21 protein-coding genes and 1 pseudogene are annotated in these 25,271 nt (G+C 47.8%); 11 read left to right on the top strand and 11 right to left on the bottom strand.

Annotated elements, in window-relative coordinates; all coding sequences use genetic code 11:
- The coding region (locus L0U89_RS18555) for a transposase (RefSeq protein ID WP_234862888.1) at positions 1–748 on the bottom strand (748 nt) is incomplete at its 3' end.
- Between the two features lie 513 nt (positions 749–1,261).
- Here L0U89_RS18555 and L0U89_RS18550 point away from each other — a divergent pair.
- The gene (locus L0U89_RS18550; RefSeq protein WP_234862887.1) at positions 1,262–1,672 is read left to right on the top strand and encodes a VOC family protein; all 411 of its coding nucleotides are present in this window, start codon (positions 1,262–1,264) and stop codon (positions 1,670–1,672) included.
- Positions 1,673–1,910: 238 nt separating this feature from the next.
- A complete protein-coding gene (gene bla / locus L0U89_RS18545) occupies positions 1,911–2,702 on the top strand; it encodes a subclass B1 metallo-beta-lactamase (protein WP_234862886.1) in 792 nt (263 codons plus the stop codon).
- 13 nt (positions 2,703–2,715) lie between these two features.
- Here the strand turns inward: bla and greB are convergent, their stop codons facing one another.
- The gene (gene greB, locus L0U89_RS18540; RefSeq protein WP_234862885.1) at positions 2,716–3,189 is read right to left on the bottom strand and encodes a transcription elongation factor GreB; all 474 of its coding nucleotides are present in this window, start codon (positions 3,187–3,189) and stop codon (positions 2,716–2,718) included.
- Positions 3,190–3,508: 319 nt separating this feature from the next.
- On the opposite strand from greB, the gene L0U89_RS18535 reads away from it, so the two are divergent.
- Together L0U89_RS18535 and L0U89_RS18530 are read left to right on the top strand one after the other, a co-directional pair.
- A complete protein-coding gene (locus L0U89_RS18535) occupies positions 3,509–3,994 on the top strand; it encodes a hypothetical protein (protein WP_234862884.1) in 486 nt (161 codons plus the stop codon).
- A gap of 190 nt (positions 3,995–4,184) precedes the next feature.
- The gene (locus tag L0U89_RS18530; protein WP_234862883.1) at positions 4,185–5,066 is read left to right on the top strand and encodes a bestrophin family protein; all 882 of its coding nucleotides are present in this window, start codon (positions 4,185–4,187) and stop codon (positions 5,064–5,066) included.
- A gap of 69 nt (positions 5,067–5,135) precedes the next feature.
- Here L0U89_RS18530 and katG read toward each other — a convergent pair whose 3' ends face one another.
- Positions 5,136–7,340 carry a catalase/peroxidase HPI gene (gene katG, locus L0U89_RS18525; protein ID WP_255777942.1) on the bottom strand — a complete coding sequence of 735 codons (2,205 nt, stop codon included), beginning with the start codon at positions 7,338–7,340 and terminating at the stop codon, positions 5,136–5,138.
- Between the two features lie 301 nt (positions 7,341–7,641).
- Positions 7,642–8,646, bottom strand: a complete 1,005-nt coding sequence (locus L0U89_RS18520) for an SMP-30/gluconolactonase/LRE family protein (protein WP_234862882.1) — start codon at positions 8,644–8,646, stop codon at positions 7,642–7,644.
- Positions 8,647–8,855: 209 nt separating this feature from the next.
- Here L0U89_RS18520 and L0U89_RS18515 point away from each other — a divergent pair, with 209 nt between their 5' ends.
- Entirely contained in the window at positions 8,856–9,344 is a 489-nt protein-coding gene (locus L0U89_RS18515; RefSeq protein WP_234862881.1) for a DoxX family protein, read from the top strand.
- Between the two features lie 12 nt (positions 9,345–9,356).
- Positions 9,357–10,994 (top strand): Gfo/Idh/MocA family protein, encoded by a 1,638-nt coding sequence (locus tag L0U89_RS18510; RefSeq protein ID WP_234862880.1) that lies wholly within the window; start codon positions 9,357–9,359, stop codon positions 10,992–10,994.
- A gap of 55 nt (positions 10,995–11,049) precedes the next feature.
- Here the strand turns inward: L0U89_RS18510 and hemH are convergent, their stop codons facing one another.
- Positions 11,050–12,084, bottom strand: coding sequence for a ferrochelatase (gene hemH, locus L0U89_RS18505; RefSeq protein WP_234862879.1), 1,035 nt, complete (start codon positions 12,082–12,084; stop codon positions 11,050–11,052).
- Positions 12,085–12,274: 190 nt separating this feature from the next.
- On the opposite strand from hemH, the gene L0U89_RS18500 reads away from it, so the two are divergent.
- The 4 genes from L0U89_RS18500 (at position 12,275) to L0U89_RS18485 (ending at position 19,119) form a co-directional block, all read left to right on the top strand.
- The gene (locus L0U89_RS18500) at positions 12,275–13,078 is read left to right on the top strand and encodes an inositol monophosphatase family protein (RefSeq protein WP_234862878.1); all 804 of its coding nucleotides are present in this window, start codon (positions 12,275–12,277) and stop codon (positions 13,076–13,078) included.
- Positions 13,079–13,211: 133 nt separating this feature from the next.
- Complete coding sequence (locus tag L0U89_RS18495) at positions 13,212–16,196, top strand: AsmA-like C-terminal region-containing protein (RefSeq protein ID WP_234862877.1); 2,985 nt, start codon at positions 13,212–13,214, stop codon at positions 16,194–16,196.
- Positions 16,197–16,868: 672 nt separating this feature from the next.
- Positions 16,869–17,420, top strand: a complete 552-nt coding sequence (locus L0U89_RS18490; protein ID WP_234862876.1) for a gluconate 2-dehydrogenase subunit 3 family protein — start codon at positions 16,869–16,871, stop codon at positions 17,418–17,420.
- Positions 17,413–19,119 (top strand): GMC oxidoreductase, encoded by a 1,707-nt coding sequence (locus L0U89_RS18485; protein WP_234862875.1) that lies wholly within the window; start codon positions 17,413–17,415, stop codon positions 19,117–19,119. Before L0U89_RS18490 ends, L0U89_RS18485 begins: the two co-directional genes overlap by 8 nt.
- 47 nt (positions 19,120–19,166) lie before the next feature.
- On the opposite strand, the gene L0U89_RS18480 is transcribed toward L0U89_RS18485, so the two are convergent.
- Positions 19,167–19,859 carry a hypothetical protein gene (locus tag L0U89_RS18480; protein ID WP_234862874.1) on the bottom strand — a complete coding sequence of 231 codons (693 nt, stop codon included), beginning with the start codon at positions 19,857–19,859 and terminating at the stop codon, positions 19,167–19,169.
- Positions 19,860–20,131: 272 nt separating this feature from the next.
- Positions 20,132–21,250, bottom strand: a complete 1,119-nt coding sequence (locus tag L0U89_RS18475) for a fatty acid desaturase family protein (protein ID WP_234862873.1) — start codon at positions 21,248–21,250, stop codon at positions 20,132–20,134.
- A gap of 287 nt (positions 21,251–21,537) precedes the next feature.
- Between L0U89_RS18475 and L0U89_RS18470 the strand changes: the two are divergent.
- Positions 21,538–21,834: pseudogene (locus L0U89_RS18470) on the top strand (23S rRNA (pseudouridine(1915)-N(3))-methyltransferase RlmH); the annotation flags it as partial.
- A 77-nt stretch (positions 21,835–21,911) separates the two neighbouring features.
- Here L0U89_RS18470 and L0U89_RS18465 read toward each other — a convergent pair.
- The 4 genes from L0U89_RS18465 to glmM all read right to left on the bottom strand — a co-directional run bounded on the left by L0U89_RS18465 (position 21,912) and on the right by glmM (position 25,270).
- Positions 21,912–22,343 carry a type II toxin-antitoxin system VapC family toxin gene (locus L0U89_RS18465; protein ID WP_234862872.1) on the bottom strand — a complete coding sequence of 144 codons (432 nt, stop codon included), beginning with the start codon at positions 22,341–22,343 and terminating at the stop codon, positions 21,912–21,914.
- Entirely contained in the window at positions 22,343–22,594 is a 252-nt protein-coding gene (locus L0U89_RS18460) for a DUF6364 family protein (RefSeq protein ID WP_157198439.1), read from the bottom strand. Before L0U89_RS18460 ends, L0U89_RS18465 begins: the two co-directional genes overlap by 1 nt.
- A gap of 78 nt (positions 22,595–22,672) precedes the next feature.
- Positions 22,673–23,815: a cysteine desulfurase family protein gene (locus tag L0U89_RS18455; RefSeq protein WP_040479181.1), complete on the bottom strand. Its 1,143-nt coding sequence runs from the start codon at positions 23,813–23,815 to the stop codon at positions 22,673–22,675.
- Between the two features lie 63 nt (positions 23,816–23,878).
- The gene (glmM, locus tag L0U89_RS18450; RefSeq protein WP_234862871.1) at positions 23,879–25,270 is read right to left on the bottom strand and encodes a phosphoglucosamine mutase; all 1,392 of its coding nucleotides are present in this window, start codon (positions 25,268–25,270) and stop codon (positions 23,879–23,881) included.
- Position 25,271 lies beyond the last annotated feature (1 nt).

Below are 25,271 nucleotides of genomic sequence, written 5' to 3'. Positions count from 1 at the left end.
CGGTGATGACGTGGTGGGCATCGTCGACCGCCACCTGTCCGCAGTAGTTCAGCTGACGGGCCTTCCCCGGCTTGGTGCTGATCCTGGCATCGGGGTCCGTGGGGCTGTAATGCGTATGGTTGCTCAGATACTTGGGCCGTATCGTGTTGCCCTGGTCATCCACCTGCTTGGGATCGTCCACATGGCCGGGCATGCCTTTGTATTCTTCCTCTTTCCATCTGTGGTGCCTTTCCACCAGCTTCTTTCGGGCCGTGGTCACCTTGAATTCGGATCCCTCGTCCAGCTCGTCGACATAGGCCGAAGCGTCCTCGACCACTTCTTTTTCCAACAGACTGTCCATGGAGGCGTTTGCCTTGACAAAAGCCGAATCCACCGCCTGGCGTTTGCCCCTGACCATCCCCTTTCCGACGCAGAGCCTCAGGACCTCCCTGAACAGCTGCAGGAACACCTCCTCGCCGTAGAGCTGCCTGGTCCGGCTGACCGTGGAGTGCCAGGGCAGGGCCTCGTCCAGATCGTAGTTGAGGAACAGCCGCACGTCCAGGCAGTTGGAACAGAAAGCGATCAGCTTCCGGTCCGAGTTGATGTTGTTCAGATACCCCACCAGCAACATCTTGAAAAACACCACGGGGTCGATGCTCTCCTGGCCCTCAGTGCCGTAGAAGCGTGCCGTAGCCTTGTAGAGGAAGCCGAGGTCGAGGCATGACGAAAGTCTCCGGTAGTAGTTGTCGGCGGGGACGAGGTCTTCCAAGCTGACCTGGTAAAAGAGTTTGGGATGGATTCGCTGTCGTCCTTGCATGTCTTAAAATAGGCAAAAATTACTACTTAAACAACTGTATATCAATATTTTAAACAATTTGTTAAGCCTTCGGTTACCAAAAACTAAATTAATTTGTATCTTCCGTCAACGAGTTGTGCAACAGGCACACGGGTTTTGCGTCAGGCGGGGTGACGTGCAAACTTGAAGCTTTGTTCTTCTATTCAAGTTCAGTGCTGGTTGACAGTTTGGTGCTCCGAAACCCGCACGAACGCAAAGCCCAAAAAAAAAATTGTTAATAATTTAGTTCAAAGCCTACCCTCCGGTCTATTTTTTGTGGATTGACTTTTTTGGAGCCAAAACCTAAGTTCGGAAAAATCACTCAGCTTATAAGCACCTTTGGTCGCCAAGTCAAGAAATCACTCTCCAAAAAAAGTGTACTTTGCAGTAGCCTCTTTTCCTGATTCCCTTTAAATCGGTACATTCATCGGATAAAGGAAAAGAACCATGGTCACCATATCCACCTACCTGCTATTGGACGGCACCTGCAAGCAGGCGATGCAATTCTACCACGCATGCTTTGGGGGAGAACTGACGCTGTCAGCAGTAAAGGATACGCCCATGAAAGCGATGTTTCCGCCCGAAATGCACGATAGGATCATCCATGCAAACCTCAAGGCGCCTGGAATTTCGCTTTCTGCCTCGGATTGGATGCTTCCCTCTGAGCAGCCTGTGAGGGGCAATACGGTATGTCTGTATATAAGCGGTGGGACTGTAGAGGAAACAGAGACGGTATTTGGAAAGTTGTCGGATGGGGCCGATATCACCGACCCCTTGACCAAGCAAGCCTTTGGGGTATATGGTGCATTGAACGACCAATTCGGAATCCGTTGGATGTTTTGCGCTGAAAATGGCTGATCCCGGCAACGAGGTATGGCCATGTGAGTATTGGGGGATTTTGATTTGGTTTTTAGAGGATTGGGCATTCTTTGGTTTAAGCGAAATGAATGGATGAAATTTGATAAAAGTTTTCCCCAAGACAGACTAGTTTTTTCTAACTTGTACAATAGCCCGAAAAATTGGAAATAAGGAAGATTCGGGTGCTTTTCGCCAATCCAGCTTTGGAAAAAACCAGAAAATAAAACCAAATCACGCCATGAAACCTGTACCAGTTCTCGTTTTGATGTTTCTTTTTTTCTACCTGAACATTTCTGCCCAAGCCCAACAGAAAAGCCCCTTTCAAGCCCAAGAAATCTATCGGTCCGAGACATTGGTACTGACGCAGGTATCAGAAAATACTTTCATCCACACTTCCTTCTTGCAGACCGATGATTTTGGGAAGGTGCCCTGCAATGGACTTGTGGTGACCGTTGGAAAGGAGGCTTTGGTTTTCGATACGCCGACCGATGTCGCGGTTTCCGAAGAGCTGATCCAATGGATTACAAAAAATCAAAAGTTAGAGATTAAAGGAATCGTTCCGACCCACTTCCACAACGATTGCTTGGGTGGATTGCAGGCTTTTGAGGAAATGGAGATTCCCTCCTATGCTACTTTCAAAACGATCGAACTCGCTAAGGCAAATAACTATGTGGTGCCAAAAAATGGATTCGCGGATTCGCTTGTGCTGAAAGTTGGTGATCGTACCGTCTTGGTAAAGCACTATGGTGAAGGGCATACCAAGGACAATGTCGTCGCCTATTTTCCCAGCGAAAGGGTACTTTTTGGAGGCTGCCTGGTCAAGGAAGTCGACGCGACCCGTGGCTATCTCGGCGATGCCAATTTGGATACTTGGTCAGGTACGGTAGAGGCCGTGAAAAAGGGATTTCCCGAAACCAAGATCGTCGTCCCCGGACATGGAAAGCACGGTGGCGTAGAATTACTCGACTATACGATCAAACTTTTTCAGACCAGACACTTTGGCGAAAGAAATGGCAATGAGGTAAAATGAATGGTTATTTAGCCTACTTCTGATACTCAATTTTCGAAACCCGCCAAACAAGTTGCTGGGTTGGGGTTTGCACGATGGCTTCGTCACCAACCTCCTTTTTAAGCAAAGCCTGCGCCATGGGCGAATCGATTGAGATATAGTCCCTGCGCTCAAAAATCTCCTCTCCACCCACGATGCGGAAGCGGATTTTGTGTCCTTTTGCATTTTCTACCTCAACCCAAGCCCCAAACATCACCTTTCCTTCCTGATAGGGAGCATATTCCACCACCTTCAGGTCATCGAGGCACTTGCGCAGGTAGTGGACCCGCTTGTCGATTTCGCGGAGGCGTCGTTTGTTGTAGTGGTAGTCAGCGTTTTCAGAGCGGTCGCCAAGGCTGGCTGCCCAAGCGACTTTTTGGGTGGTTTCGGGACGCTCGACCTTCCAAAGGTGATCCAATTCGGCCTTCAGTTTTTCCAGGCCTTCAGGAGTGATCAACATTGTCTTCATGTCCTTCAATCAGTTCTGTTTGGGTAGATAAGCCTTTGTTTAATACTTTCAATGCCGCTCCAAAAAACGCTGAAATGTGTCAAAATCCCAAGCCCTTGCTATTTTCTGACTGGATCAAGAAATGGATTATATCAATCATTGCGCCGAGACTTGGGCTTTTCTGGATCGAGACATTGTTTTCATGTCACCTATCCGATGCCTGACTTAATGGCGATTAGGCAAGGATTTCGCGTTGTCCTACCGATTTTATAATTTGCTTTTTCGACAAAAAAGGCCCAAAATCAGGGAAGATTTCCTTTGGATTTAGACCGAACAAATTATGATGCCATTTCAAAAATCAATAGAGCTGTGCGGTTTGTTGCTCGTTATGGCACTTTTTTCCTGCCAACGGCCCGCCAATGAACAGCTGCAATCGGAAACCGAAGTTTCCAAGGAAGATACCACGGCTTTTTCCCTTGATTCGTTCAACGAGTTTCCGGAAGAAGTAATGGGTTGTTCCTGTTATTTTGGGCTCGATTCTGCTGCATTTGCCCAAGGTCAATACGAGTTTGTAAGCGACTTCGGCGAAACGGCCTTTGTATCCATCAATGGTGAAATGACAAAATTTACAAGAATCAGCCGTGAAGAGGTAGATTCTGTGACCACAAAGTCGAGGTATGAAAATTTGGATTTTTGGCTAAGCATTCAGCTCACAAATGGTCGGGCGCTGGATTATGAAGTATCTCGAATGACTGGAAAGATGACGCTTGGCAACAAATCCGGGAAAGAGATCAGCGTGGATTTGTTTGGGGTATGTGGGTGTTGAGGGCGATTTCCTATCCGAAAAATGGCATGGTGAAGAGACCGTTATCCGGAAAGTGAAAGTATTGATTTTTGAGATTTGGCTGTTTCCGTTCGATTCGCTTTATTTCCTTTTGTTCTTATGGATGGCCAAGCCGCCAGGTTTGGTCTTTGAATAAACCATCACACCAAACGCTCATTTTCCTAACTATTCCATGTTCTACTACAATTCCAAAGATTGGCTGATAGCCATCTTTAAGGTTACCAAAGGCGATACAGTCAGGGCATTGATTCCTTCATTGCTTTTTGTAAGCTTACTTTCCTGGGGGATCGTTCAATTGGAGGTCAATTACCTCAAACTGTCCGAAAGCAGCCAAGCCAAGAACATTACCATCATGCACACCTTGTTGGGCTTCGCTATTTCCATGCTGTTGGTTTTTCGGACCAATACGGCATATGACCGTTGGTGGGAAGGTCGTAAGCTTTGGGGCGAACTGGTCAATAACAGTCGCAACTTGGCGCTCAAGGTCAAGGTATTTTTGCCTTTCGAGGATCAAAGTACACGGACATATTTCCGTCAGGTGATTCCGCTGTATGCCGCAGCGCTTCGTCGGCATTTGCAGAAGCAGAGTACGATTCTGCAGTTGGACGAAAGCCCCCATCCCGAGCTTCCCGATCTGGATAAAGGTGCCCATGTACCCAATCGCATCGCGGAGAGTATTTTCTACAAAGTCAACTCGATGTATATCTCCGGGACGATTTCGGGGGACCAATTAATCGTGTTGAATGGGGAATTGAAGTCGTTTACCGATATATGTGGGGCCTGCGAAAGGATCAAAAACACGCCGATTCCCTTTAGCTACAGCTCATTTATCAAGAAGTTCATCTTTCTCTATGTGGCTACTTTGCCTTTCGGTTTGGCCTTGACCTTAGGCTACTTCACAATTCCCGTGACGGCGTTCATTTTTTACGCTTTGGTAAGTTTGGAATTGATCGCTGAGGAAATTGAGGACCCCTTTGGCCATGACAGCAATGATTTGCCTATGGAAAAGATCGCTGAGACTATCAAAGCCAATGTTGCCGAAATCATGTCCTGATTCTCGTCCAGGCACAAAAAGAAAAGGCGATCCGATGACGGGTCGCCTTTTTCTTCGTCGATATTTGAATTATTTCAAATCAAACCTGTCGAGGTTCATCACCTTGTTCCAAGCTGCCACGAAGTCTTTTACAAACTTCGCTTTGCCATCTTCGCAAGCATAAACTTCAGCCAAAGCTCTCAATTCAGAGTTGGAACCGAAGATCAAGTCAGCGCGGGTTGCAGTCCACTTTGGCTCACCGGTTTTTCTGTCGCTACCTACGAACACGTTCTGCTTGTCAGAAGTTGCTCTCCAAGTAGTACCCATATCCAGCAAGTTCACGAAGAAGTCGTTGGTCAATTTACCTGGAGTAGCGGTGAATACACCATGCTTGCCTCCGTCCCAGTTGGCGCCCAAAGCTCTCATACCACCTACGAGGGCAGTCATTTCAGGAGCAGTCAAGGTCAGCAACTGTGCTTTGTCGATTAAGGCTTCTTCTGCTTTCACTTTGCAATCAGCAGCCATATAGTTTCTGAAACCATCAGCCCAAGGCTTCAACCACTCGAAAGAATCCACTTCGGTTTCTTCTTGGGAAGCATCTGTACGGCCTGGAGTGAATGGCACGGAGATATCGAATCCAGCGTCTTTTGCAGCTTTCTCAACAGCAGCGCAACCGCCCAATACGATCAAGTCAGCCATGGATATTTTCTTACCTCCACCAGCAGTGCTGTTGAATTCTTCCTGGATGCTGGCCAGTACGCCCAATACCTTGTTCAACTGAGCGGGGTTGTTGGCTTCCCAGTTTTTCTGAGGCTCCAGACGGATACGGCCACCATTGGCACCGCCTCTGAAGTCAGAACCACGGAAAGTAGAAGCAGAAGCCCAAGCAGTAGACACCAACTCAGCTACGGTCAAGCCAGAAGCCAAGATGTTTGCTTTCAAGCCAGCGATATCAGCTGCATCAGCCAAAGGATGGTTTACACCAGGGATTGGGTCTTGCCAAATCAGATCTTCGGCAGGTACTTCAGGACCTTTGTAACGGGCCTTAGGTCCCATGTCGCGGTGCGTCAGTTTGAACCAAGCTCTTGCGAAAGCGTCAGCGAAGTACTCCGGATCTTCATAGAATTTTCTGGACACCTTTTCATACTCAGGATCAAATCTCATGGACAAGTCCGTAGTCAACATGAAAGGCTTGTGGAATTTACCAGGAATGTGTGCGTCAGGAATGATTGCTTCAGCATTCTTAGCTACCCACTGATGTGCTCCAGCAGGGCTTTTGGTCAATTCCCACTCATATTCAAACAAGAACTTGAAGTAGTCATGTCCCCACTTAGCAGGAGTAGAGGTCCAAGCACCTTCCAAACCGGAAGTGATGGTATCTGCGCCGTGGCCAGTTCCGTAGGTACTGTTCCAACCTGTGCTCATCTCTTCGATAGAAGCACCTGCAGGCTCAGCGCCAACATATTTACCTGGATCAGCAGCACCGTGCGTCTTTCCAAAAGTGTGACCACCTGCGATCAAAGCGCAAGTTTCCTCATCGTTCATTGCCATACGACCGAATGTCTCACGGATCGCCTTCGCAGCCAAAAGCGGATCTGGCACCTTGTTAGGACCTTCTGGGTTTACGTAAATCAAGCCCATTTCAGTAGCTCCGAGTGGATTTTCCAAAGCTTCAGGATTACGGTGAGCAACCCACTCTTTCTCAGAACCCCAATAGATATCTTGCTCAGGCTCCCATACGTCTGCACGACCACCGCCGAAACCGAAAGTTTTGAAACCCATAGATTCCAAAGCCACGTTACCGGTCAAGATCATCAAGTCAGCCCAAGAAAGCTTTCTGCCATACTTCTGCTTCACTGGCCAAAGGAGCAAACGCGCCTTATCCAAGTTGGCATTGTCAGGCCAAGAGTTCAATGGTGCAAAACGCTGCGTACCTGTTCCGGCACCGCCACGTCCGTCCTGCACGCGGTAAGTACCCGCACTGTGCCATGCCATACGGATCATGAACGGTCCATAGTGACCGTAGTCAGCTGGCCACCAGTCCTGAGAAGTAGTCAACACCTTTTCGATGTCTGCCTTCACTTCTGCCAAGTTCAAAGACTCGAATTCCTTCGCATAGTCAAATCCCTCATCCATTGGATTGGAAAGAGAGGAATGTTGGCGAAGAATGTTTACATTCAATTGGTTTGGCCACCAATCAACGTTCTGTTGGCCTTTGCCCGCTGCAGCGGCCATAGAGCCATTGTGGAATGGACATTTTGAGATGTCTCCTCCGTTTTTACCGTGTGTATCCATGATGTTTATATTGATTTGATTTTATTCCGTTTGGCGAAGTTACCAAAAGGAATGGTTATTCGATTGAAAAAACGATAGATAAAATCTATCGATAATTAGCTGTGGAGATAAGCCTACAAGTTACCAAATAATGCTCTCGTAACAAAGCTGAGAAATGTCAGGTTAAGTAGAAAGAAGGGCAGTCGGGTCATGTTACATGCCATCGGTATCGAAACTGCTTTACCAAAAAAGTAGAATTATTTATACCTCCCGAAGTGAGCACACCCCCAAATTATGCAGTTTTTGAGTCGAATCATTTGTACTATTTCAGCACCATTTTCAACACATAGCTGTCTGCGGTCATGAAGAGATTTTTTTCATCGGAGGAAAGCGCGCAGTTGGATGTAGCTTCACCAGTTTCGATTCGTGCCAAGGGTTTGCCATTTTGGTCAAAAACCCACACCCCACCCGGTCCCGTCGCAAACAGTATTCCCGAGCTTTGCATTTTCATCCCGTCCGGAAGGCCTTTGTAGCCGTCTTTTCCCACATATTCAGTGGCGTCAAAGAAGATTCTGCGGTTTTCGACTTTTCCCGGGGCTACCAAGTCGTATTCGTACCATACCGCAAGTTTCGGATCCGAATTTGCCACTAGCAGTTTGTCTTGGCTGGGAGAAAATGTGATCCCATTGGGCCGACTTATGCTGTCGACCAAGACCAATTCCCCATCTGTTTTCAAGCAATAAACTCCCTGGAAATCCAGTTCCTTGGCCGGATCTTCCATATTGAATTCCAATCCATAGGGTGGATCGGTAAAATACATATTCCCCTCCCGATCAAAAACCACATCGTTGGGACTGTTGAGCCTTTTGCCTTGAAAATTGTCCGCGAGGGTGGCAAATGTAGCCGCAGGCTGTTCCAGGGGAGCATCCATTCTAGCCATACGGCGATCACCGTGTTGGCACAGGACCAAGCGCCCTTGTGGATCAAGTGTCAGCCCATTTGCGCCTACCTCACCGCCTCTTTGAGTAGTTCCCGTATAGCCCGACGGCTGAAGATATATAATGCTCTGACCATCCTTGACTTGAAAAATGGCGTTGTTGGGAATATCGGTGAAAAGCAGGGTTTGCTCTTTTTCAAGCCAAAGGGGTCCTTCCGACCAACTATGTCCTGTGGAAAGGACTTCAAGTTTAGTTTCGGGATCGAGGATTTCCATGGCTGTAGAATCCAGGATATGGATGGAGGCGTCCTGTTTGGTGGGCATGGTCGTTTCGGTTTTGCTGCAGGCCATCACGGCCAACAAACTCGGTAGGATCAACCGCTTTGTCATTGGTTTACGGTTTGGAGGTTTTGGATAAAAATAGGGAAAAAATGGAAGTGGCTCGCAAAAGGTAGGAATTAATGGCTCAAAACGGCACTTCCGATCAAAAACTCACCATTTTCCCAAAAGATTAAAAATCAGTCTTTTAACTGATTTTGGTCATGCTATTTGAGAAGTAAAGGGACTAATATCGTCCATCTTTAAACTCAAAAAAACGAATGAATCAACCTACCCGATTTTCAACCTGGCAGACTTTCGGCCTCGTGCTGATGCGTCTGCTGATTGGCTGGCACTTCCTCTACGAAGGAGTGACCAAGCTATACAGTCCATCCTGGACCGCAAAAGGCTACCTGATGAGCGCCACCTACATGCAATCCTTTTTCCAATGGATGGCCGGCGACTCGATGATCTCCATCATTGATACACTCAATATTGGGGCCTTGCTTGTGGTCGGAGTATGTCTGATTATAGGCTTCAAGACCCGATTTGCCAGTGTGATTGGCATTGGGCTTCTGCTCTTTTATTTTCTGGCACATCCGCCATTCCCCGGATATCCACAGGGTGTGACAGAGGGAAGTTACTGGATGATCAACAAAAACCTCATCGAAGCCGCGGCCTTGTTGGTGGTTTTTCTGTTCCCAACTTCTACGTCTTTTGGCTTGGAAAGGCTTTTTGCAAAAAAGGAAATCCAATCTTCCACCACTTAATCCCCTGAAATCATGGCAACAGATAAAAATCTTTTCAAGGGATTCTCAAGAAGGGATATCCTGAAGGGCCTCGCCGGTATTCCGGTTGTAGGTGCGGTATGGGCAGCTGGTTACAACAGCACCAAGAAAAACAAACTCGAGCGGGAGTATTTGCTCGAAAAGCTCAACATCAAAGCCACTCCGCCACCTGCCAGCGGCCCAATGAGCGGAGAACCTTTGCGGATCGGCTTGATCGGTTTTGGTATCAGGGGCGAGCAGCTGATGCGCTCGCTGGGCTTTGCCACCAACGAGTGGTTGGAGGAAATGGCCAAGTCCAGTGCCGAAAATCCGAATGACAACAGGCTGGCGGACTTCAAGGCCCAAGAAAACCTCAACGTCAAGCTCACCGCCATCTGCGATATCTTCGATGTTCGCGCGGAAAAAGCCTTGCGTTCCTTCAACGCAGCAGGCAATTCCTGCAAAAGGTATGGATCTTATCTCGAATTGATCAATTCGGGAGAAGTGGATGCCATTATCATCGCTACACCCGACCATTGGCATGCACCGATGGCAAAAGCCGCCGTGGAGGCAGGGGTCCATGTTTATGTCGAAAAACCCATGACCCATACCATTCAGGAAACGTACGAGCTGAGGGACGCGGTACGCAAAAACCCGGGTGTTGTATTTGCCGTTGGCCATCAGCACCGTCAGACCCAAAGCTTCCTTACTGCTATGGATGCAATCGGGAAAAATACCCTGGGGCACGTTTCCCTAATCATGACCACCACCAACCGTAACGATGACAATGGTGCTTGGCAGTATGAAATCCATCCCGAAGCATCCACGTCTACGATCGACTGGAATGCCTTTTTGGGAACCGCGCCCCAGATTCCTTTCAATGCCGAGCATTTCTTCCGCTGGAGAAAATGGTGGGCCTATGGGTCGGGCTTATCTGGCGACTTGCTGACACACGATTATGACCGGATCAATTGCATCCTGAAAATGGGCATTCCAAAATACATTACCGCTTCGGGAGGCATCTACACCCATCGGGACGGTCGCAATGTGCCCGATGTAATGCATATCAACATGGATTTTCCTGAGTACAGCACCGGTGGCAGTCAGGCAGAGGGTAAGGAAAAGGGTATGACGCTGGTGTACAGCGCCACTTTGGGCAATCAGTTTGACAGGGGAACGGTCCTCATGGGACACGATGGTACCATGGAATTGGGAAATACCCTGAAAATCTATGCAGACCCAAGGTCCACCAAATACAAAGACCTTATCCAAGAAGGCAGGATCGATCCAAAAGTGCCGATCTACCAATACGACCCAAGTGCCAATGGCGTAGACGCGGTCACTTCAGCTACGGCCAAGTACTTTGCGGACAAAGGCTTGCTGTGGACTTACCGAGATGGAAAGCGGGTCGATTCGACCTTCCTCCATATCCGCGAATGGCTCAGCTGCATCCGCAACGGCGGCGATCCAAGCTGCGGTATCAATGAGGGATTTGATGAAGCGATCACCGCACATATGGGTGGGCTCGCCTACAAAATCGGCAGGAGGATCGAATGGGATGCCGAAAAAGAACAAATCATCGCCTTGCCGGGTGAGGATTTGGATGCCATCCTGTTGGACAATTCTGTCGGAATGGAGATAGTGAACGCGTGAATTTAAAGACCACCAATCGAAAAGGGTTGCCTAAAAATTGGCAACCCTTTCTTTTTCATGTGTTTTGTTCCACCAAGTCCTTTACGCAGTCGACCCAAGTGTCGCGGGAATTGAGGCTGGGGACGAGGTCCCATCGCTCTCCGCCAAGTTCCTCAAACTGTTCCTTGTATTCCTGCCCCACTTCGACGGTGGTTTCCAAACAATCCGCCACAAAAGCTGGCGAGAAAACGAGTACTTTTTTTGCTCCTTTTGTAGCCAATTCCTTAATCATGTCCTCGGTGTAAGGTTGGATCCAAGGGTCTTTGCCGAGGCGGGATTGGAAGCAGGTGACGACCTTGTCAGTCGGTAGTCCCAATTTCTCCACGATCAGCCTCGTCGTCAAGAAGCATTGGCTGCGGTAGCAAAATTGGTTTTTCTTGGTGTACTGGGCGCAGCATTTGTCACTCAGTTGGCAATACCCATCCACGGAACCTTTGCGGATTTGTCGCTCGGGAAGTCCGTGATAGGAGAAGAGGTAAGCATCGTAACTTTCCTTTTCGAGCATTTCCCGACCCAACTCAGCCCAGGCTTCCAGGAAAAGTGGATGTTCTACAAAATTGTTGACAAAGGTGATGTTGGGAATGATCTGCCAAGTACGGGCGATTTCCATCACCTTGTCCACGACTGAGCCATTGGTCGCTGAGGCGTATTGGGGAAAAAGCGAAATGACGATGATCTTTTTGACATTGGCTTTATTCAGCTTTTCGAGCCCTTCCGCAATACTTGGTGACTGGTAGCGCATGGCCATTTCCACTTGGTACAGGTTGGGATCGAGTTTTTGGACCAATTTTTCCTTGAGGTCTACCGTGTGGAAAAGCAGGGGCGAACCTCTTTCTGTCCATAGCTTGGTATATTCGTGGGCAGATTTCGGCGCACGGAAAGGGGCAATGATCAAGTTTACCAACAGCCAACGGGGAATGGCTGGAATATCGATCACGCGTCCATCCATCAAAAACTCCCGTAGGTATTTTCTTACGTCTCCCGTAGCAGTGCTGTCTGGGGTTCCCAAATTGACAAGTAGCACTCCGGTTTTGGCTTTGTTTTTATTCATCAGGCTGAAAGTATGGCAGTATCCTGCATAGGGAACCAAAAGTAAAGGCTTTGGTTAACATTTTCCAATCGATAGATTCAAACGGCTATAGGAAAAACCTCTGAACCCGCTGCTTTGGGGTCGAAACCAAGCTCCAATCCCTTACTTTTGTGGGGAGAAAAAACGGAAAGTTTCAAACTGATCTATAACCATGAAGGATTTGCAAGATATACTCGTACAAACTATCTCGGTGGCCAAGGAGGCCGGGGCCTTTCTTCGAGAGGAAAGAAAGTTGTTCAACGGCGCCAGTGTCGAAAGCAAGGGCCTCAACGACTTGGTGTCCTATGTCGACCGCGAATCCGAAAAATTGATTGTCGCAAGGCTGCGGGAGATTTTGCCGGAGGCGGATTTCATCACGGAGGAGGGCAGTGCCGGACGGGATGGCAAATCCTATACTTGGATCATTGACCCGCTGGATGGCACCACCAACTTCATCCATGGGCTGCCCGTGTACTCGGTCAGTATTGGCCTGAAGTATGAGTCCGATATCGTCCTCGGCGTGGTCTATGAGGTCAATCTGGACGAATGCTTTTATGCAGCCAAAGGTCTAGGCGCCTATTGCAATGGCCATCGTATCCGCGTCAGCGAGGCCAAGACCTTGGGACAAAGTTTGGTTGCAACGGGCTTTCCATATTCCGCATTCAAGCAGATCGATGAATACCTTTCTGTCCTGAAAAAGCTGATGGAAAAATGCCATGGCTTGCGCCGGGTGGGAAGTGCCGCCGTTGACTTGTCCTACGTGGCTTGTGGGCGGTATGAAGGTTTCTATGAATACGACCTCAAGCCCTATGACGTCGCTGCGGGCATCATCATTATCCAAGAAGCGGGCGGTAGGTGCACGGATTTTTCATTGGGAAATAATTACCTCTTTGGAAAAGAGATCGTAGCCACCAACGGCCATATCCATGACGAAATGGCTGCGGATATCCAAAAGGCCTGGAACCTTGTTCCCTGAAATGGGATTAACCTTGTATCAAAAGTGATGCATATTCCGTTTTGAAATAGGTCAAAGTCCGCATGCATCGGTCACCTCGCAGTACCTAAACCCGCAATTGCTCAAAGTTCCATTCACAACAAACTCTATCTCCATGAAAAAAGCAATCATCATCGTCGGCTCCATTTTTCTGCTGGTTTTGGTAAGTCTTGTGGCTTTGCCGTTTTTGTTCAAAGACAAAATCATTGCCCGCATCGACAAGGAAATCGCCAATTCGATCAATGCGCAGGTGTATTACGACCTCGATCAAATCAGCCTGAGCGTGTTCAAGCGGTTTCCGAATATCTCCGCTACCGTGGGCCAATTTGGCATCGTGGGCAACGAGCCCTTTCAGGCAGATACCCTGATCCATTTGGATGAGCTGCAGGTCGATTTCAACCTCCGCTCGGTGTTGTTTGGTGACATCCCTTCGCTGACGGGCATCCACCTCAACGGAGGCAGCCTCTACGTGAAGGTACTCGAAGATGGCCGCGCCAATTATGACATCACCTATCCATCCGAGGAGGTCACAGAGCCAAGCAATTTCCAAATGGAGATAGACCTGATCGAAGTAAATAATTTTGACTTGGTCTATGATGACCGTTCCCTGGATTTTCTGATGGTGTTGGCCCAAATCCAAGCGAGCGGAAAAGGCGATTTCACGGCTGATGTATATGATTTGCCCTTGGAGATGCAGGCGCTCGTCGGAGAGATGGTCTATGAGGGCACCAATTATTTGAGCAACAAGAATTTCAAAGGCAGCACGACACTTCAGGTGGATATGGGCAATATGAAGTTTTCTTTTGCTGAGGGGGAGTTTGGCTTGAATGATTTCCTGTTTGGTTTGGAAGGCTTCATCGCCATGCCGACCGACGATATTGAGTTTGACCTGACTTTTGCCGGCAAGGACAACACATTTAAAAGCATCCTGTCCCTTGTCCCCGGAATGTACAAGGAGCGTTTTGCAGACTTGAAAACTTCCGGCACCATGGATTTCAACGGGAAATTCAAAGGCATCTACAACGATGCGAGTTTTCCATCCTTTGACATCGCGCTGTTGGTCAAGGACGGCATGTTCCAATATCCGGATTTGCCAAGGCCGGTTTCCGATGTGAACGTGGATTTGCGGGTCAAAAACGAAACCAACAACTTGGAAAATACTTCCGTCAACATCCCGGTTTTCAACCTGAAATTTGGAAACAATCCGATTTCCGGCAAATTCCTTTTGGGGAACTTGGTCAGCTATCCGATGGAAGGTAACCTCAAGGGAAAGTTGGATTTGGATGAATTGACTTCCATCTTTCCGGTGGAAGGCATGACGGTGAGAGGCATCTTGGATGTCAATGCAGAAGCCAAAGGCAGCTATGATTCATCTAACCAAACCATGCCGGCGATTTCCGCCAACCTCAACCTGAGCAATGGCTTTGTCAAAAACGCCGAATACCCAACCGCCCTCGAGGCGCTGCAGGTGAAGGCACTTGTGAGCAATCCGAGCGGTAGGATGCCCGATTTTGTGGTGGATTTAAGCCAGTTTGGCTTTCAGCTTGAAAATGAGCAGATTGACGGAAGGCTCAAGATCACGGATTTTGATGCAATGAATTGGGATGGGGCAGTGAAAGGAACGATTGATTTGGGAAAAATGCTGGCCATTTTCCCGATCGAGAACACCACGATGTCCGGAAAAATCGCTGCCGATATCCAAACCAAAGGCTCCTACAAGGACGTGGAGGCAGCGCAGTACAATAAGCTTGATACCCGCGGAAATATGTCCGTCAGCAATTTTGCCTACACTTCGGCGGATTTACCACAAGGGATCAAAATCAATAACGCCAAGGCAGACTTCACGCCCGAGCGCATCAATTTGACACAATTTGATTCCCAAGTCGGCCAAAGTCCGCTCCAAGCAAGCGGCTTCCTGTCCAACTATTTGAATTATCTGTTGCAGGAAAACCAGACACTGAAGGGGCAGCTGAACCTCAACTCAAGTCGCTTCAATGTCAACGAATGGATGACCGAATCAAGCAGCAGTGACACCGCAGCACTCACGGTCATCGAGCTCCCGACGAATATCGATTTTTCCATGTCGGTATCGGCAGCCGAGGTAATTTATGACAATCTCAACCTCAGGGATGTCAAAGGAAATATGACTTTGCGTGAAGGGGTCCTCCGATTCTCTGAAGCATCTATGAGTGCCTTGGGCGGTAGGATCGTCATGAACGGTTCCTATGACCCAAGGGATGTTACAGCGCCAAAGTTTGATTTTGGATTGAACCTGGTCAATTTGAGTATACCGCAGGCGTTTCAATCTCTCAATACTGTAAAGGCCTTCGCTCCGGTGGCCCAGCACCTTACCGGAAATTTCAACACCAATTTGAATTTCTCCGGAAAACTGGGACAGGACATGATGCCGATTCTTTCCAGCATCTTTGCCAATGGTCTGGTGAAAGTCTCGGAGGCCTCGTTGCAAAACAGCAATTTGGTGCAAGGCATCACGAGCTTGACCAAGCTCAACGATACCAATACCTTGCAGTTGAAGGACTTAAATATCCCGATAGATATCCAAAATGGTATCTTGGAGGTGAAGCCGTTCAATGTGAAGCTTTGGGATTACCAAGCCAATATCCAAGGTAGTACGGGTTTCGACGGCTCGATCAATTACTTGATCAATATGCAGGTTCCAGCCGGCAAATTCGGTGCGCAGGCCAATGCGCTTTTGGCGAGTATCTCCGGCACCCAGGCGAATGAAAACACGATGATTCCGGTGGCGCTGAATTTGGGAGGAACCTATGCCAGTCCAAAGGTAGGCTTGGCGGGCGGCAACAGCATCGAGACGCTCTTGGCAAACTCGCTCAAATCCCGTGTATCCTCCGAAACGGCAAATATCCAGCAACAGGTCACCGAGCAGTTCAAAGCGACAGAGGACAGCATCAAACGCGAGCTGAAACTCAAGGCTGATATGGTACAAGATTCCCTGCAAAAAGAGGCGGAGAAAAAACTCAACGTGACCAAGGACAAAGCCGTGGAAGAAGGGAAGAAACTGATCCGGGGTCTCCTCAATCCCAAGCCACCTGCCAAGCCAGACACCACGAAGAAGAACTAGCACACTTTTTTTATTCGAGTTTGTCGACAAAAAATATCCGTGAAAATCCGTGTCATCTGTGGTTGAAAAAAGAACCACAGATTTCACAGATGGGCACAGATGTTTCCGTGATCGGAAGCTTGAACTTTCGGACTTCTGGGTAGTCGGTTTTCAACGAACAAAAAGAAAGATACTGCTGCCGTGCAATACCCCAATTTGTCACTGGCAACCGACAAGTTTCCATCTGCGAAAATCTGCGTCATCTGTGTTTGATAAAAAAACCACAGATTTCACAGATGGGCACAGATGTTTCCGTGATCGGAAGCTTGAACTTTCGGACTTCTGGGTAGTCGGTTTTCAACGAACAAAAAGATAGATACTATTGCCGTGCAATACCCCAATTTGTCACTGGCAACCGATAAGTTTCCATCTGCGAAAATCTGCGTCATCTGTGGTTAAAAAGAAAGAACCACAGATTTCAAAGACGGGCACAGATCAACGAGGTATCCGAGGGTTATTCCTTCAGATTACTGAGTCGTTTGTTTTCAACGAATGAAGGCAAATCCCACATTTAGAATCCAATCCGTGAAAATCTGTGTCATTTGTGGCTAAAAACAAGCACCGCGGATTTCTTGTATGATTTTTCCCTAAATCGTTTTACCTTTTAAGCTGATTGACAATTAACCAAATAACATGAAAAGAAGAGACGCGCTCCGCAGCCTTGCATTGCTGACAGGCGGACTGGTGTTGGTACCTTCCTGTGATTTTTCCAAGGAAGATATCCTCAGCGCCTACCAAAAGCTCCAAATCACTCCCTCACTCAGTGAGCTTTTGGCCCAAATTGCAGATACCATTATCCCTTCCGGAAAAATCAAAGGAGCCAAAGACCTCAGTGTGCAGGATTTCATCCTTGTCATGGTCAATGACTGTGTCGACGAAGAAGGGCAAAAATCCTTCATGGCCGGTATTCAGGGATTTGAAGCTTTTTCGGAATCCAGTGCCGGCAAAGCGTTTTCCAAACTCGAGGTTTCCCAGCGGGAATCCCTGCTTCAGACCGGCCTTGCATTAGAGGATGAAAAGCAAAAACATATCAAGGACTTCCTATCGATGGCCAAGCGCTTCACCATCCAAGGATTTATGCTGTCCGAATACATCCAAACCGAAGTAAAACCCTATTCGCTCATCCCGGGTGAATACAAAGACGTCTTGATCGCTGACCTCAAACCTGAAAGAATCCATGGCTAATCTAAATATTGACGCAGTGAAGGAAAGAACCTTCCAAGCGATTGTGATCGGTTCGGGTATCAGTGGAAGCTGGGCCGCCAAAGAACTAACCGAACATGGCGTAAAGACCCTTGTCATCGAGCGGGGACGCGATGTGAAGCACATCAAGGACTACCCGACGACCAGTATGCTACCCTATGAGTTTGAGCATCGTGGTCAGATTCCACAGGACGTCCAGAAGGAAAACCCGGTAGTCAGCCGTTGCTATGCATTCCGCGAAGATGCCCAACATTTTTTTGTAAAGGACAAAGAACATCCCTACATCCAAGAAAAGCCTTTTGACTGGATTCGCGGCTATCAGGTGGGCGGTAAATCCCTCCTTTGGGCCAGACAGGTACAACGTTGGTCGGATTACGATTTTGAGGGTCCGGCAAGGGATGGATTTGCGGTGGATTGGCCAATTCGCTACAAAGATATCGCGCCATGGTACAGCCATGTGGAGAAGTTTGCCGGAGTTTCGGGCAACAAAGACGGCCTGCCCCACCTTCCTGACGGGGAGTTTCTGCCCGGGTTTCCATTGAACGTGGTGGAGCGGTACTTTCAGGAACAATTGAAAAAGCACTATGGCAATGATCGGCACATGATTTTGGCGCGCTGCGCCCATATCACGGGAAATTTGGATTTCTATGCCCAACAAGGACGTGCGAAATGTCAGGCAAGAAATCTTTGCCAGCGTGGCTGTCCATTTGGTGGGTATTTCTCTGCCAATGCCTCCACGATTCCATGGGCAGAAAAAACCGGAAACATGACGCTGCGGACGGATGCCGTGGTCCATTCCATCATTTACGATGAGGAAAAGGGCAAGGCGACGGGCGTCCGTATCGTGGATGCCCATACCAAGGAAATGGAAGAATACTTTGCCGATGTCATTTTTGTCAATGCTGCCGCATTGAATACGAATTTGATTTTGCTCAATTCAACTTCTAACCGCTTTCCCAACGGACTAGGAAACGACAATGGATTGCTAGGCAAATACGTAGCTTTCCACAACTACCGGGCAGGCATATCTGCCGAATACGAGGGCCATCTTGAATACACTACCCAGGGTGGAAGGCCTACTTCAGGCTATTTCCCAAGGTTCCGAAATGTCTTCAAACAGGAAACCGACTTCCTTCGTGGCTATGCTGCGGGGTTTGGGGCAAACAGAGGCGCATATGCCGACCAGAATACTATTGGACTCGAGCTAAAGGAAAACCTGCTCAACCCAGACAAATATGGACCTTGGAATGTCGGCTCGCACATGATGGGCGAGACTATTCCCAAAGAGACAAACTATGTGGCGCTCGATCCCAACCAAAAAGACGCTTGGGGTATACCACTGCTCAAGATTCACGTGGATTACGACGACAATGACGAAAAAATGGTGAAGGATTACCTGGAACAAATGACCGAAATGTTCGAAAAAGCGGGTTTCACAAACATCAAAACCCGGGACGATCGGCGCGCACCGGGATTGGATATCCACGAAATGGGCGGGGTCCGGATGGGCAAGGACCCAAAGACTTCGCTGCTCAATGCCAACCATCAGCTGCACGCCGTACCAAACGTGTACGTCACAGATGGTGCAAGCATGACTTCCACATCCACCCAAAATCCATCGCTTACCTATATGGCTTTTGCGGCAAGGGCCGCCCACCACGCGATGAAAAACCTTGGATAATAAAAAAACCCGGGCAAATCTCCCCGGGTTTTTTTTATGTTCTTTTTTTAAAATCCCACCAATTCCCTTCGTCCCAGTCTCATATAAAATCCCAGGTTGACGCTCATGAATCTCATGGCAGAGAGGTATGTTGATCCCGCGTGATATTCATGAACTACGGCAGGCTGGGCTTCACTGACAAAGTCGAAATAGACATTCTCCCCTTGTGAATTTCCAGTTACGACATTTGGCTCGTTAGCTGTCATGAATCTCACGTCTCCGCCATTTTGGTAACCCAACCGTAGGTCGAGGAAGTACCTGTCCTTCGGTTGGGACTTGATGAGATATCCAAAATCCATCATCAAGCCCCCACCTAATAGCAGGTAAGAAGTCCTATCCTTTACCAGCGTAGATGTCTCCAAAGGTTTGGGACAATCGGAGGTAAACTGCTCCCTTGGATCCAAAATCGTCAGTTCGGTAGAAAACCGGCTAAATCCTGCTCCGGCGAGCAGATATGGATTGATCAATCCCGCATCCAACAAGTCGTAGCGGAGGTAGAGGCTATTGTTGGTAAAACTGTTGAAGACCTGTACATCAACAATACCCTCATAGCCATTATCGAATTGGTAGGTTTCCTGCCGTTCCTGGAAACCATACTGCGAAAACGCCAGTTGCATACCAACCGCAAGTCTGGTCTTGGGAATTCGGTAGGCCAAGTCCGTGAATAATCCGTGAGCTGGTTTCTGTAGGATGTTTCCCATGTTACCCCTCGGGTTTGAATACTGGTAACCCACACCGAGTTCAAATTGTGCATGGGAAATGCTTGGAAAAAACAGACATAGCAACAAAACAAACGAAAGACAGAAATTACCAATTTTCATATATTTTGGATTTAAATGTGAACGTTTGATCTGCTTTGCAGGTAAAAAAAGCATTGTAGTTATATACGGCCTCGTGCGAAAAAGGCTGATAAATTTTACCTGTTTTTTTCGCTATGAAAAAACGGGGCCAAGCCTATGCTAGAAGCTTGCGATTAAACGATCTCCGCCTTCAGATCAAATTGGGGATTGTGCGTTGGGTTGTCTGTTTTGCCGAGCTGCTTCAGAAAGCGGAGGTGTTCGATCAAGACTTTTGAAAGCGAATAATTTCGGTAGGGGAAGTTGAATTCCTTTGCGGTTTGCTTGACGATTTTGGTTAGTTGGAAGTAATGGATATGGTTGATGGTAGGGAAGAGGTGATGAATCACGTGGGTATTCAAGCCTCCCGTGATCCAGTTGATAAAATTATTTTCCGCGGCAAAATCTACAGTTGCTTCAGCTTGATGTGAACCCCAATCGCGGTGCACCGTTCCTGTTTCATCAGGAAGTCTGTACTCAGATTCTCCTGTGACATGCACGGGCACAAGTACAAAGCCTATAAACAAACCAATGGCAAGGTGCATCAACACGTGGTAACCCAACATCTCCATCCAAGAAATATCGAGCACCATCTTTGGAACAATTATCATATAGCTAATCACAAATACCTTCGTCGCAATCAGGATCCAAATCTCCTTGGTCGGATGTGGGTTGATAGCCCGATTTCCAAAATTATGTTGTAACAAGAGTTTGAAGTCCTTGAAGTAAACAATATTGAGGCTCAAAAGTGAGTACAAAAACGGTGCGTATAGGTGTTGGTATTTGTGAAACCACTTGCGTTTGGAGTTTGGATTGAGGCGCACCAGTTTGCTTTGATCGATATCGTCATCTTTTCCGGGGATGTTGGTGAAACCATGATGGGCAAAATTGTGCTTGAGTTCCCAGAAATAAGAAGAAATTCCAACCGCATTCCAAGCATAGGCAAAAAGCCTGTTGACCCATTGACTTTTGGAAATCGCATGGTGAGAGGCATCGTGTCCAATCGAGAAAAGCAGAATAGTGATGGAAAGACCAAACACCACAAAAAGAAAGGCCAGTCCTAGTCCATGAAACTTGCCGCTAAGGATGGCAATGTATAACGCGGCTGTGATGATGAAGTAGAAAACTATTTTAAACCAAAAGAGCCCGTTGGCTTTTTTTGAGATTTGATTATCGTGAAAATAGGCCTCGATCCTTTCTACCAAAACCTTATAAAAACCATGATCGGCGGGGTGGTCAAATTTAACTTTTTGCATAGGTGGTTCGGTGATTTCTTTGTATAAAATTAGAGAAGGTGATTCATAAGTAGGTTTATAAATGAGCCCTTTATCTCTCAAAAAATGCAAAACGCGTCACTGATTTTTTGAAAAAACGCAAAATCTCCGGGCCACCAAATTTCGTTTTTGCAATTAAGCTTTGGAGTTGCAGCCTGCCGGATAAAAAGAAGTGTATCCGGTTGCTTACGGATTTGAGAAATTGTTTGAAAGCCTTTGGTCTCACATACCGACAGCTATCTAAGAACCCATTTATGGGAGGCATTTTTATCGTAAAGAAAATCCTGCCTTCGGACGACTTGATGCTGTTGGACGAACGAGGCAAGCAAATGGGTTCGGTGGAGTTTTCCGAATTTCTCCAAAAAAAGATGAACGGGGGACTGAAGCAATTGGTCTTTGTCATCGGTGGGCCGTATGGATTCTCCGAGGCTGTATACCAGCGTGCCAACGGGAAGTTATCCCTTTCCAAAATGACCTTTTCCCATCAGATGGTGCGGTTGTTTTTTGTCGAGCAGGTGTACAGGGCCTTTACCATTCTCAGGAATGAGCCTTATCATCATGAATGATGAAGAGTCCACTTTTGCCCCTAAGGCCTTCACATATTTCCACATCCGGATTATTGGAAATGGTGGATTTGAGAGATTTAAAGATGTTCGGAACAGAAAGTTTCGAGTTCCTTTATGGATAATATTCTCAATGAATTTGAGGAGAGTTTCTGAAAATCCTGGTCAGAAGTCAGAATTATATCGATGCCGTTTTCCAGGGCCATAAAATAGTGAATGGCATCTTCAATGTCTGATTGTGACGATTTCAGGGCAACGGTGACCGTATGCCTGTCCCCTGAAATCAAGGCAAATTTTTCCAGCATAAGCTCGAGGAGTTCCTTGCCAATCGCGACTCCCTTTGCCTTGCAGATGTAATAGCTACAGATTTGGATAACAGAAATCGACCAGTATCCCGATATCTTACCTTCATCTACCCATCGAAAAATCCTCGTCAATTCATTAGACTGGTCTGAGCGATCAAGGAAAAAATCAAGTAGCACATTTGCATCAAAAAATACCTTTAAGGCCATCACTTAGCTCCTTTTCGCAAATAATAGTCCCGCTTCCAATCGATATCCTTTTCGAATTCAGCTTGATTTTCGGGCATCTTCTTGACAAATTCCACAAGAGAGACTTTCTCCTTGAGGGAACGTTTTGGTCGAAGCAGAGTCTCAAAGTAATCCTCCACCATGGAAGAAATGCTTATTTCATTTGCCTCGGCATATTTCTTCACCTCGCTGATTAGATTTTCGTCGAGGCTGATATTAAGCGGCTTTTTCATATGGAAAATATACGCATAAGTGAATTCATGCGCAAGATATTTAGAAAACATACGACTTTGCTCTGATCCAATGTATTGCTACACCTCCACCCCGTACAATTCCTTCAATTTCCCTACGGTATAATCCACCTCCGCTTTGGTATTGAAACGGCTGAAGGAGAAACGCACCGAATCGCGTAGTGGATCGGCATGGATAGCCCTAAGGACATGTGACCCTACTGTCGCGCCACTGCTACAGGCAGAGCCGCCTGAGGCCGAAATGCCATGAAGGTCCAAGTTAAAAAGCAACATCCCGGCGTTTTCTTCCGAGGGTGGTAGACTCACGTTGAGCACTGTGTACAAGCTTTTGCCCATTTCGGCAGAGCGGCCGTTGAATGAGACGTCTGGGATATTCGCTTTGAGCAGATCGATGAAATATTGTTTGATGCTTTCGATATGCGTCCTGTGTGCGGCCATATCTTCGTAGGCCAATTCCAATGCTTTGGCGATGCCCACGATACCAATGACGTTTTCGGTGCCGCCGCGCATGTTTCTTTCTTGCGCACCACCATGGATGAGGGCGTGGATTTTTTTGTCTTTCCTTACATAAAGGAATCCTGAGCCCTTTGGTCCATGAAATTTGTGTCCGCCGGCAACAATCGAATCCACGGGAAGTGACTTCAAATCATGCACGAAATGTCCCATGGTCTGCACGGTATCAGAGTGGAAAAACGCTCCATGCTGCCGTGCCAATGCGCCAATGGCCTGCATATCATTGATGTTCCCGATCTCATTGTTGGCGTGCATCAGGGATACAAGCGCTTTCGGATGCTTCACCAGCAAGTCCTCCAATTGCTGCATGTCGATATCGCCGGATTCATTGACATCAAGCAGGTGAAGTTGGACCTTGCCCTTTTTGGCACACTCTTCCAATGTATGCAAAACAGCATGGTGCTCAATCGGGGAACTGATGGCATGGGTGATGCCGTGGGTTTCTATACTGCAGACGATGGCGGTGTTATCGGCTTCGGTGCCGCCCGAGGTGAAAAAAATCTCTGAGGGGGAAGCTTGGAGCAGTTCGGCGACTTTCTTTCTCGCTTTTTCGATCGCGGACCTCACTTCCCGACCATGGCTGTGGACGGAGGAAGGATTGCCGTAGTGCTGCTTCATAAATGGCAACATGGCCTCTATGACCCTGTCATCCATTGCGGTCGTCGCCGCATTGTCAAAGTACACTCTCATCATGCATTACATTTGGGCTGGGTTGGAACAGGCGCCTCTTAGGCGCCAAGACCACAAAGGTAATTATTTGCTTGAAGTAATTACCTCCTTGATGTCCAAGATGATCTTGTTGGCCAAATGCTCTGCGGTCACTTGGGTGGCTGATTCCGAATAGATCCTGATGATGGGCTCGGTGTTGGATTTACGCAAATGCACCCATTCCTTATCAAACTCGATCTTGACGCCATCGATATCGTTGATTGGCTGCTTCTTGTATTTCTTTTTGACCTCTTCCAGAATCTTGTCGACGTTGATTTCCGGCGTCAGCTCGATCTTGTTTTTGGAAATGTAGTAGTTGGGATAGCTGGCGCGCAGTCTGGAGATGCTTTTTCCAAACTTTGCCAAATGGGTCAAAAACAAACCAATCCCCACCAAAGCATCACGTCCATAGTGTGACTCAGGATAAATGACACCGCCGTTGCCCTCACCGCCAATGACGGCATTGGTCTCTTTCATTTTGTTGACGACGTTCACTTCTCCCACGGCGGCGGCTTCGTATTTGCCCCCTCTTTTTTCGGTCACATCACGAAGCGCACGCGTCGAACTCAAGTTGGATACGGTGTTTCCCGGTGTTTGGGAAAGGACATAATCCGCCACAGCCACCAATGTATACTCTTCTCCGAAAGGAGAACCATCCTCGTTCATGAAGCACAGCCTGTCCACATCTGGATCGACGACAATGCCCAAGTCAAATTTCCCCTTTTTCAATTTGCTGGAAATATCCCTTAGGTTCTCTGGAAGAGGTTCAGGATTGTGTGGGAAATGCCCGTCGGGGGTACAGTACATTTCTTCGATATCTTCTACACCCAATGCGCGCAGCAACTTCGGCAAAGCGATACCACCCGTCGAGTTCACACAGTCGATCACTACCTTGAATTTTCTTGCGGCAATGGCCTCGCGGTCCACCAACTTCAGTCCAAGCACATGCTGCACATGCCGATCGATATAATCTTCAATCAGCGTATATTTTCCCAAAGACTTGACGTCTGCAAAGGAGAAGTCTTCTTTTTCCGCGGCTTCCAAGATGGATTTTCCTTGGGCGTCGGAAATAAATTCTCCCTGGGAATTGAGCAATTTGAGGGCGTTCCATTGAGCAGGATTGTGGCTGGCAGTGAGGATGATACCGCCGCCCGCTTTTTCCAAAGGCACCGCCAATTCGACCGTCGGCGTCGTGCTGAGGCCAAGGTCAATCACGTGTATACCCAAGCCTTGCAGTGTCGCCGTCACGAGTTTGGAGACCATTTCACCCGATATCCTCGCATCACGGCCGATCACCACTTTGGGGTTTTGGGTCTCTTTTACGACCCAGCTTCCATAGGCCGCGGTAAACTTCACCACATCCAAAGGCGTCAAACCTTCGCCCGGCTTGCCTCCAATGGTACCTCTAATTCCTGAAATAGATTTGATTAATGCCACT

This window comes from Mariniradius sediminis (genome assembly GCF_021491425.1).
Taxonomy (GTDB): Bacteria; Bacteroidota; Bacteroidia; order Cytophagales; family Cyclobacteriaceae; genus Mariniradius; species Mariniradius saccharolyticus.
This window is presented reverse-complemented; position numbering and strand designations above follow the sequence as displayed.

Excerpts from the sequence above, each read along its gene's own strand:
- greB (WP_234862885.1), bottom strand. The coding sequence starts at position 3,189 with ATGAAGACAATGTTGATCACTCCTGAAGGCCTGGAAAAACTGAAGGCC.
- L0U89_RS18490 (WP_234862876.1), top strand. The coding sequence starts at position 16,869 with ATGAAAAGAAGAGACGCGCTCCGCAGCCTTGCATTGCTGACAGGCGGA.
- L0U89_RS18460 (WP_157198439.1), bottom strand. The coding sequence starts at position 22,594 with ATGAAAAAGCCGCTTAATATCAGCCTCGACGAAAATCTAATCAGCGAG.
- L0U89_RS18520 (WP_234862882.1), bottom strand. The coding sequence starts at position 8,646 with ATGACAAAGCGGTTGATCCTACCGAGTTTGTTGGCCGTGATGGCCTGC.
- L0U89_RS18485 (WP_234862875.1), top strand. The coding sequence starts at position 17,413 with ATGGCTAATCTAAATATTGACGCAGTGAAGGAAAGAACCTTCCAAGCG.
- L0U89_RS18510 (WP_234862880.1), top strand. The coding sequence starts at position 9,357 with ATGGCAACAGATAAAAATCTTTTCAAGGGATTCTCAAGAAGGGATATC.
- L0U89_RS18530 (WP_234862883.1), top strand. The coding sequence starts at position 4,185 with ATGTTCTACTACAATTCCAAAGATTGGCTGATAGCCATCTTTAAGGTT.
- L0U89_RS18535 (WP_234862884.1), top strand. The coding sequence starts at position 3,509 with ATGATGCCATTTCAAAAATCAATAGAGCTGTGCGGTTTGTTGCTCGTT.
- L0U89_RS18495 (WP_234862877.1), top strand. The coding sequence starts at position 13,212 with ATGAAAAAAGCAATCATCATCGTCGGCTCCATTTTTCTGCTGGTTTTG.
- L0U89_RS18455 (WP_040479181.1), bottom strand. The coding sequence starts at position 23,815 with ATGAGAGTGTACTTTGACAATGCGGCGACGACCGCAATGGATGACAGG.
- bla (WP_234862886.1), top strand. The coding sequence starts at position 1,911 with ATGAAACCTGTACCAGTTCTCGTTTTGATGTTTCTTTTTTTCTACCTG.
- katG (WP_255777942.1), bottom strand. The coding sequence starts at position 7,340 with ATGGATACACACGGTAAAAACGGAGGAGACATCTCAAAATGTCCATTC.
- L0U89_RS18480 (WP_234862874.1), bottom strand. The coding sequence starts at position 19,859 with ATGGGAAACATCCTACAGAAACCAGCTCACGGATTATTCACGGACTTG.
- hemH (WP_234862879.1), bottom strand. The coding sequence starts at position 12,084 with ATGAATAAAAACAAAGCCAAAACCGGAGTGCTACTTGTCAATTTGGGA.
- L0U89_RS18465 (WP_234862872.1), bottom strand. The coding sequence starts at position 22,343 with ATGGCCTTAAAGGTATTTTTTGATGCAAATGTGCTACTTGATTTTTTC.
- L0U89_RS18515 (WP_234862881.1), top strand. The coding sequence starts at position 8,856 with ATGAATCAACCTACCCGATTTTCAACCTGGCAGACTTTCGGCCTCGTG.
- L0U89_RS18550 (WP_234862887.1), top strand. The coding sequence starts at position 1,262 with ATGGTCACCATATCCACCTACCTGCTATTGGACGGCACCTGCAAGCAG.
- L0U89_RS18475 (WP_234862873.1), bottom strand. The coding sequence starts at position 21,250 with ATGCAAAAAGTTAAATTTGACCACCCCGCCGATCATGGTTTTTATAAG.
- L0U89_RS18500 (WP_234862878.1), top strand. The coding sequence starts at position 12,275 with ATGAAGGATTTGCAAGATATACTCGTACAAACTATCTCGGTGGCCAAG.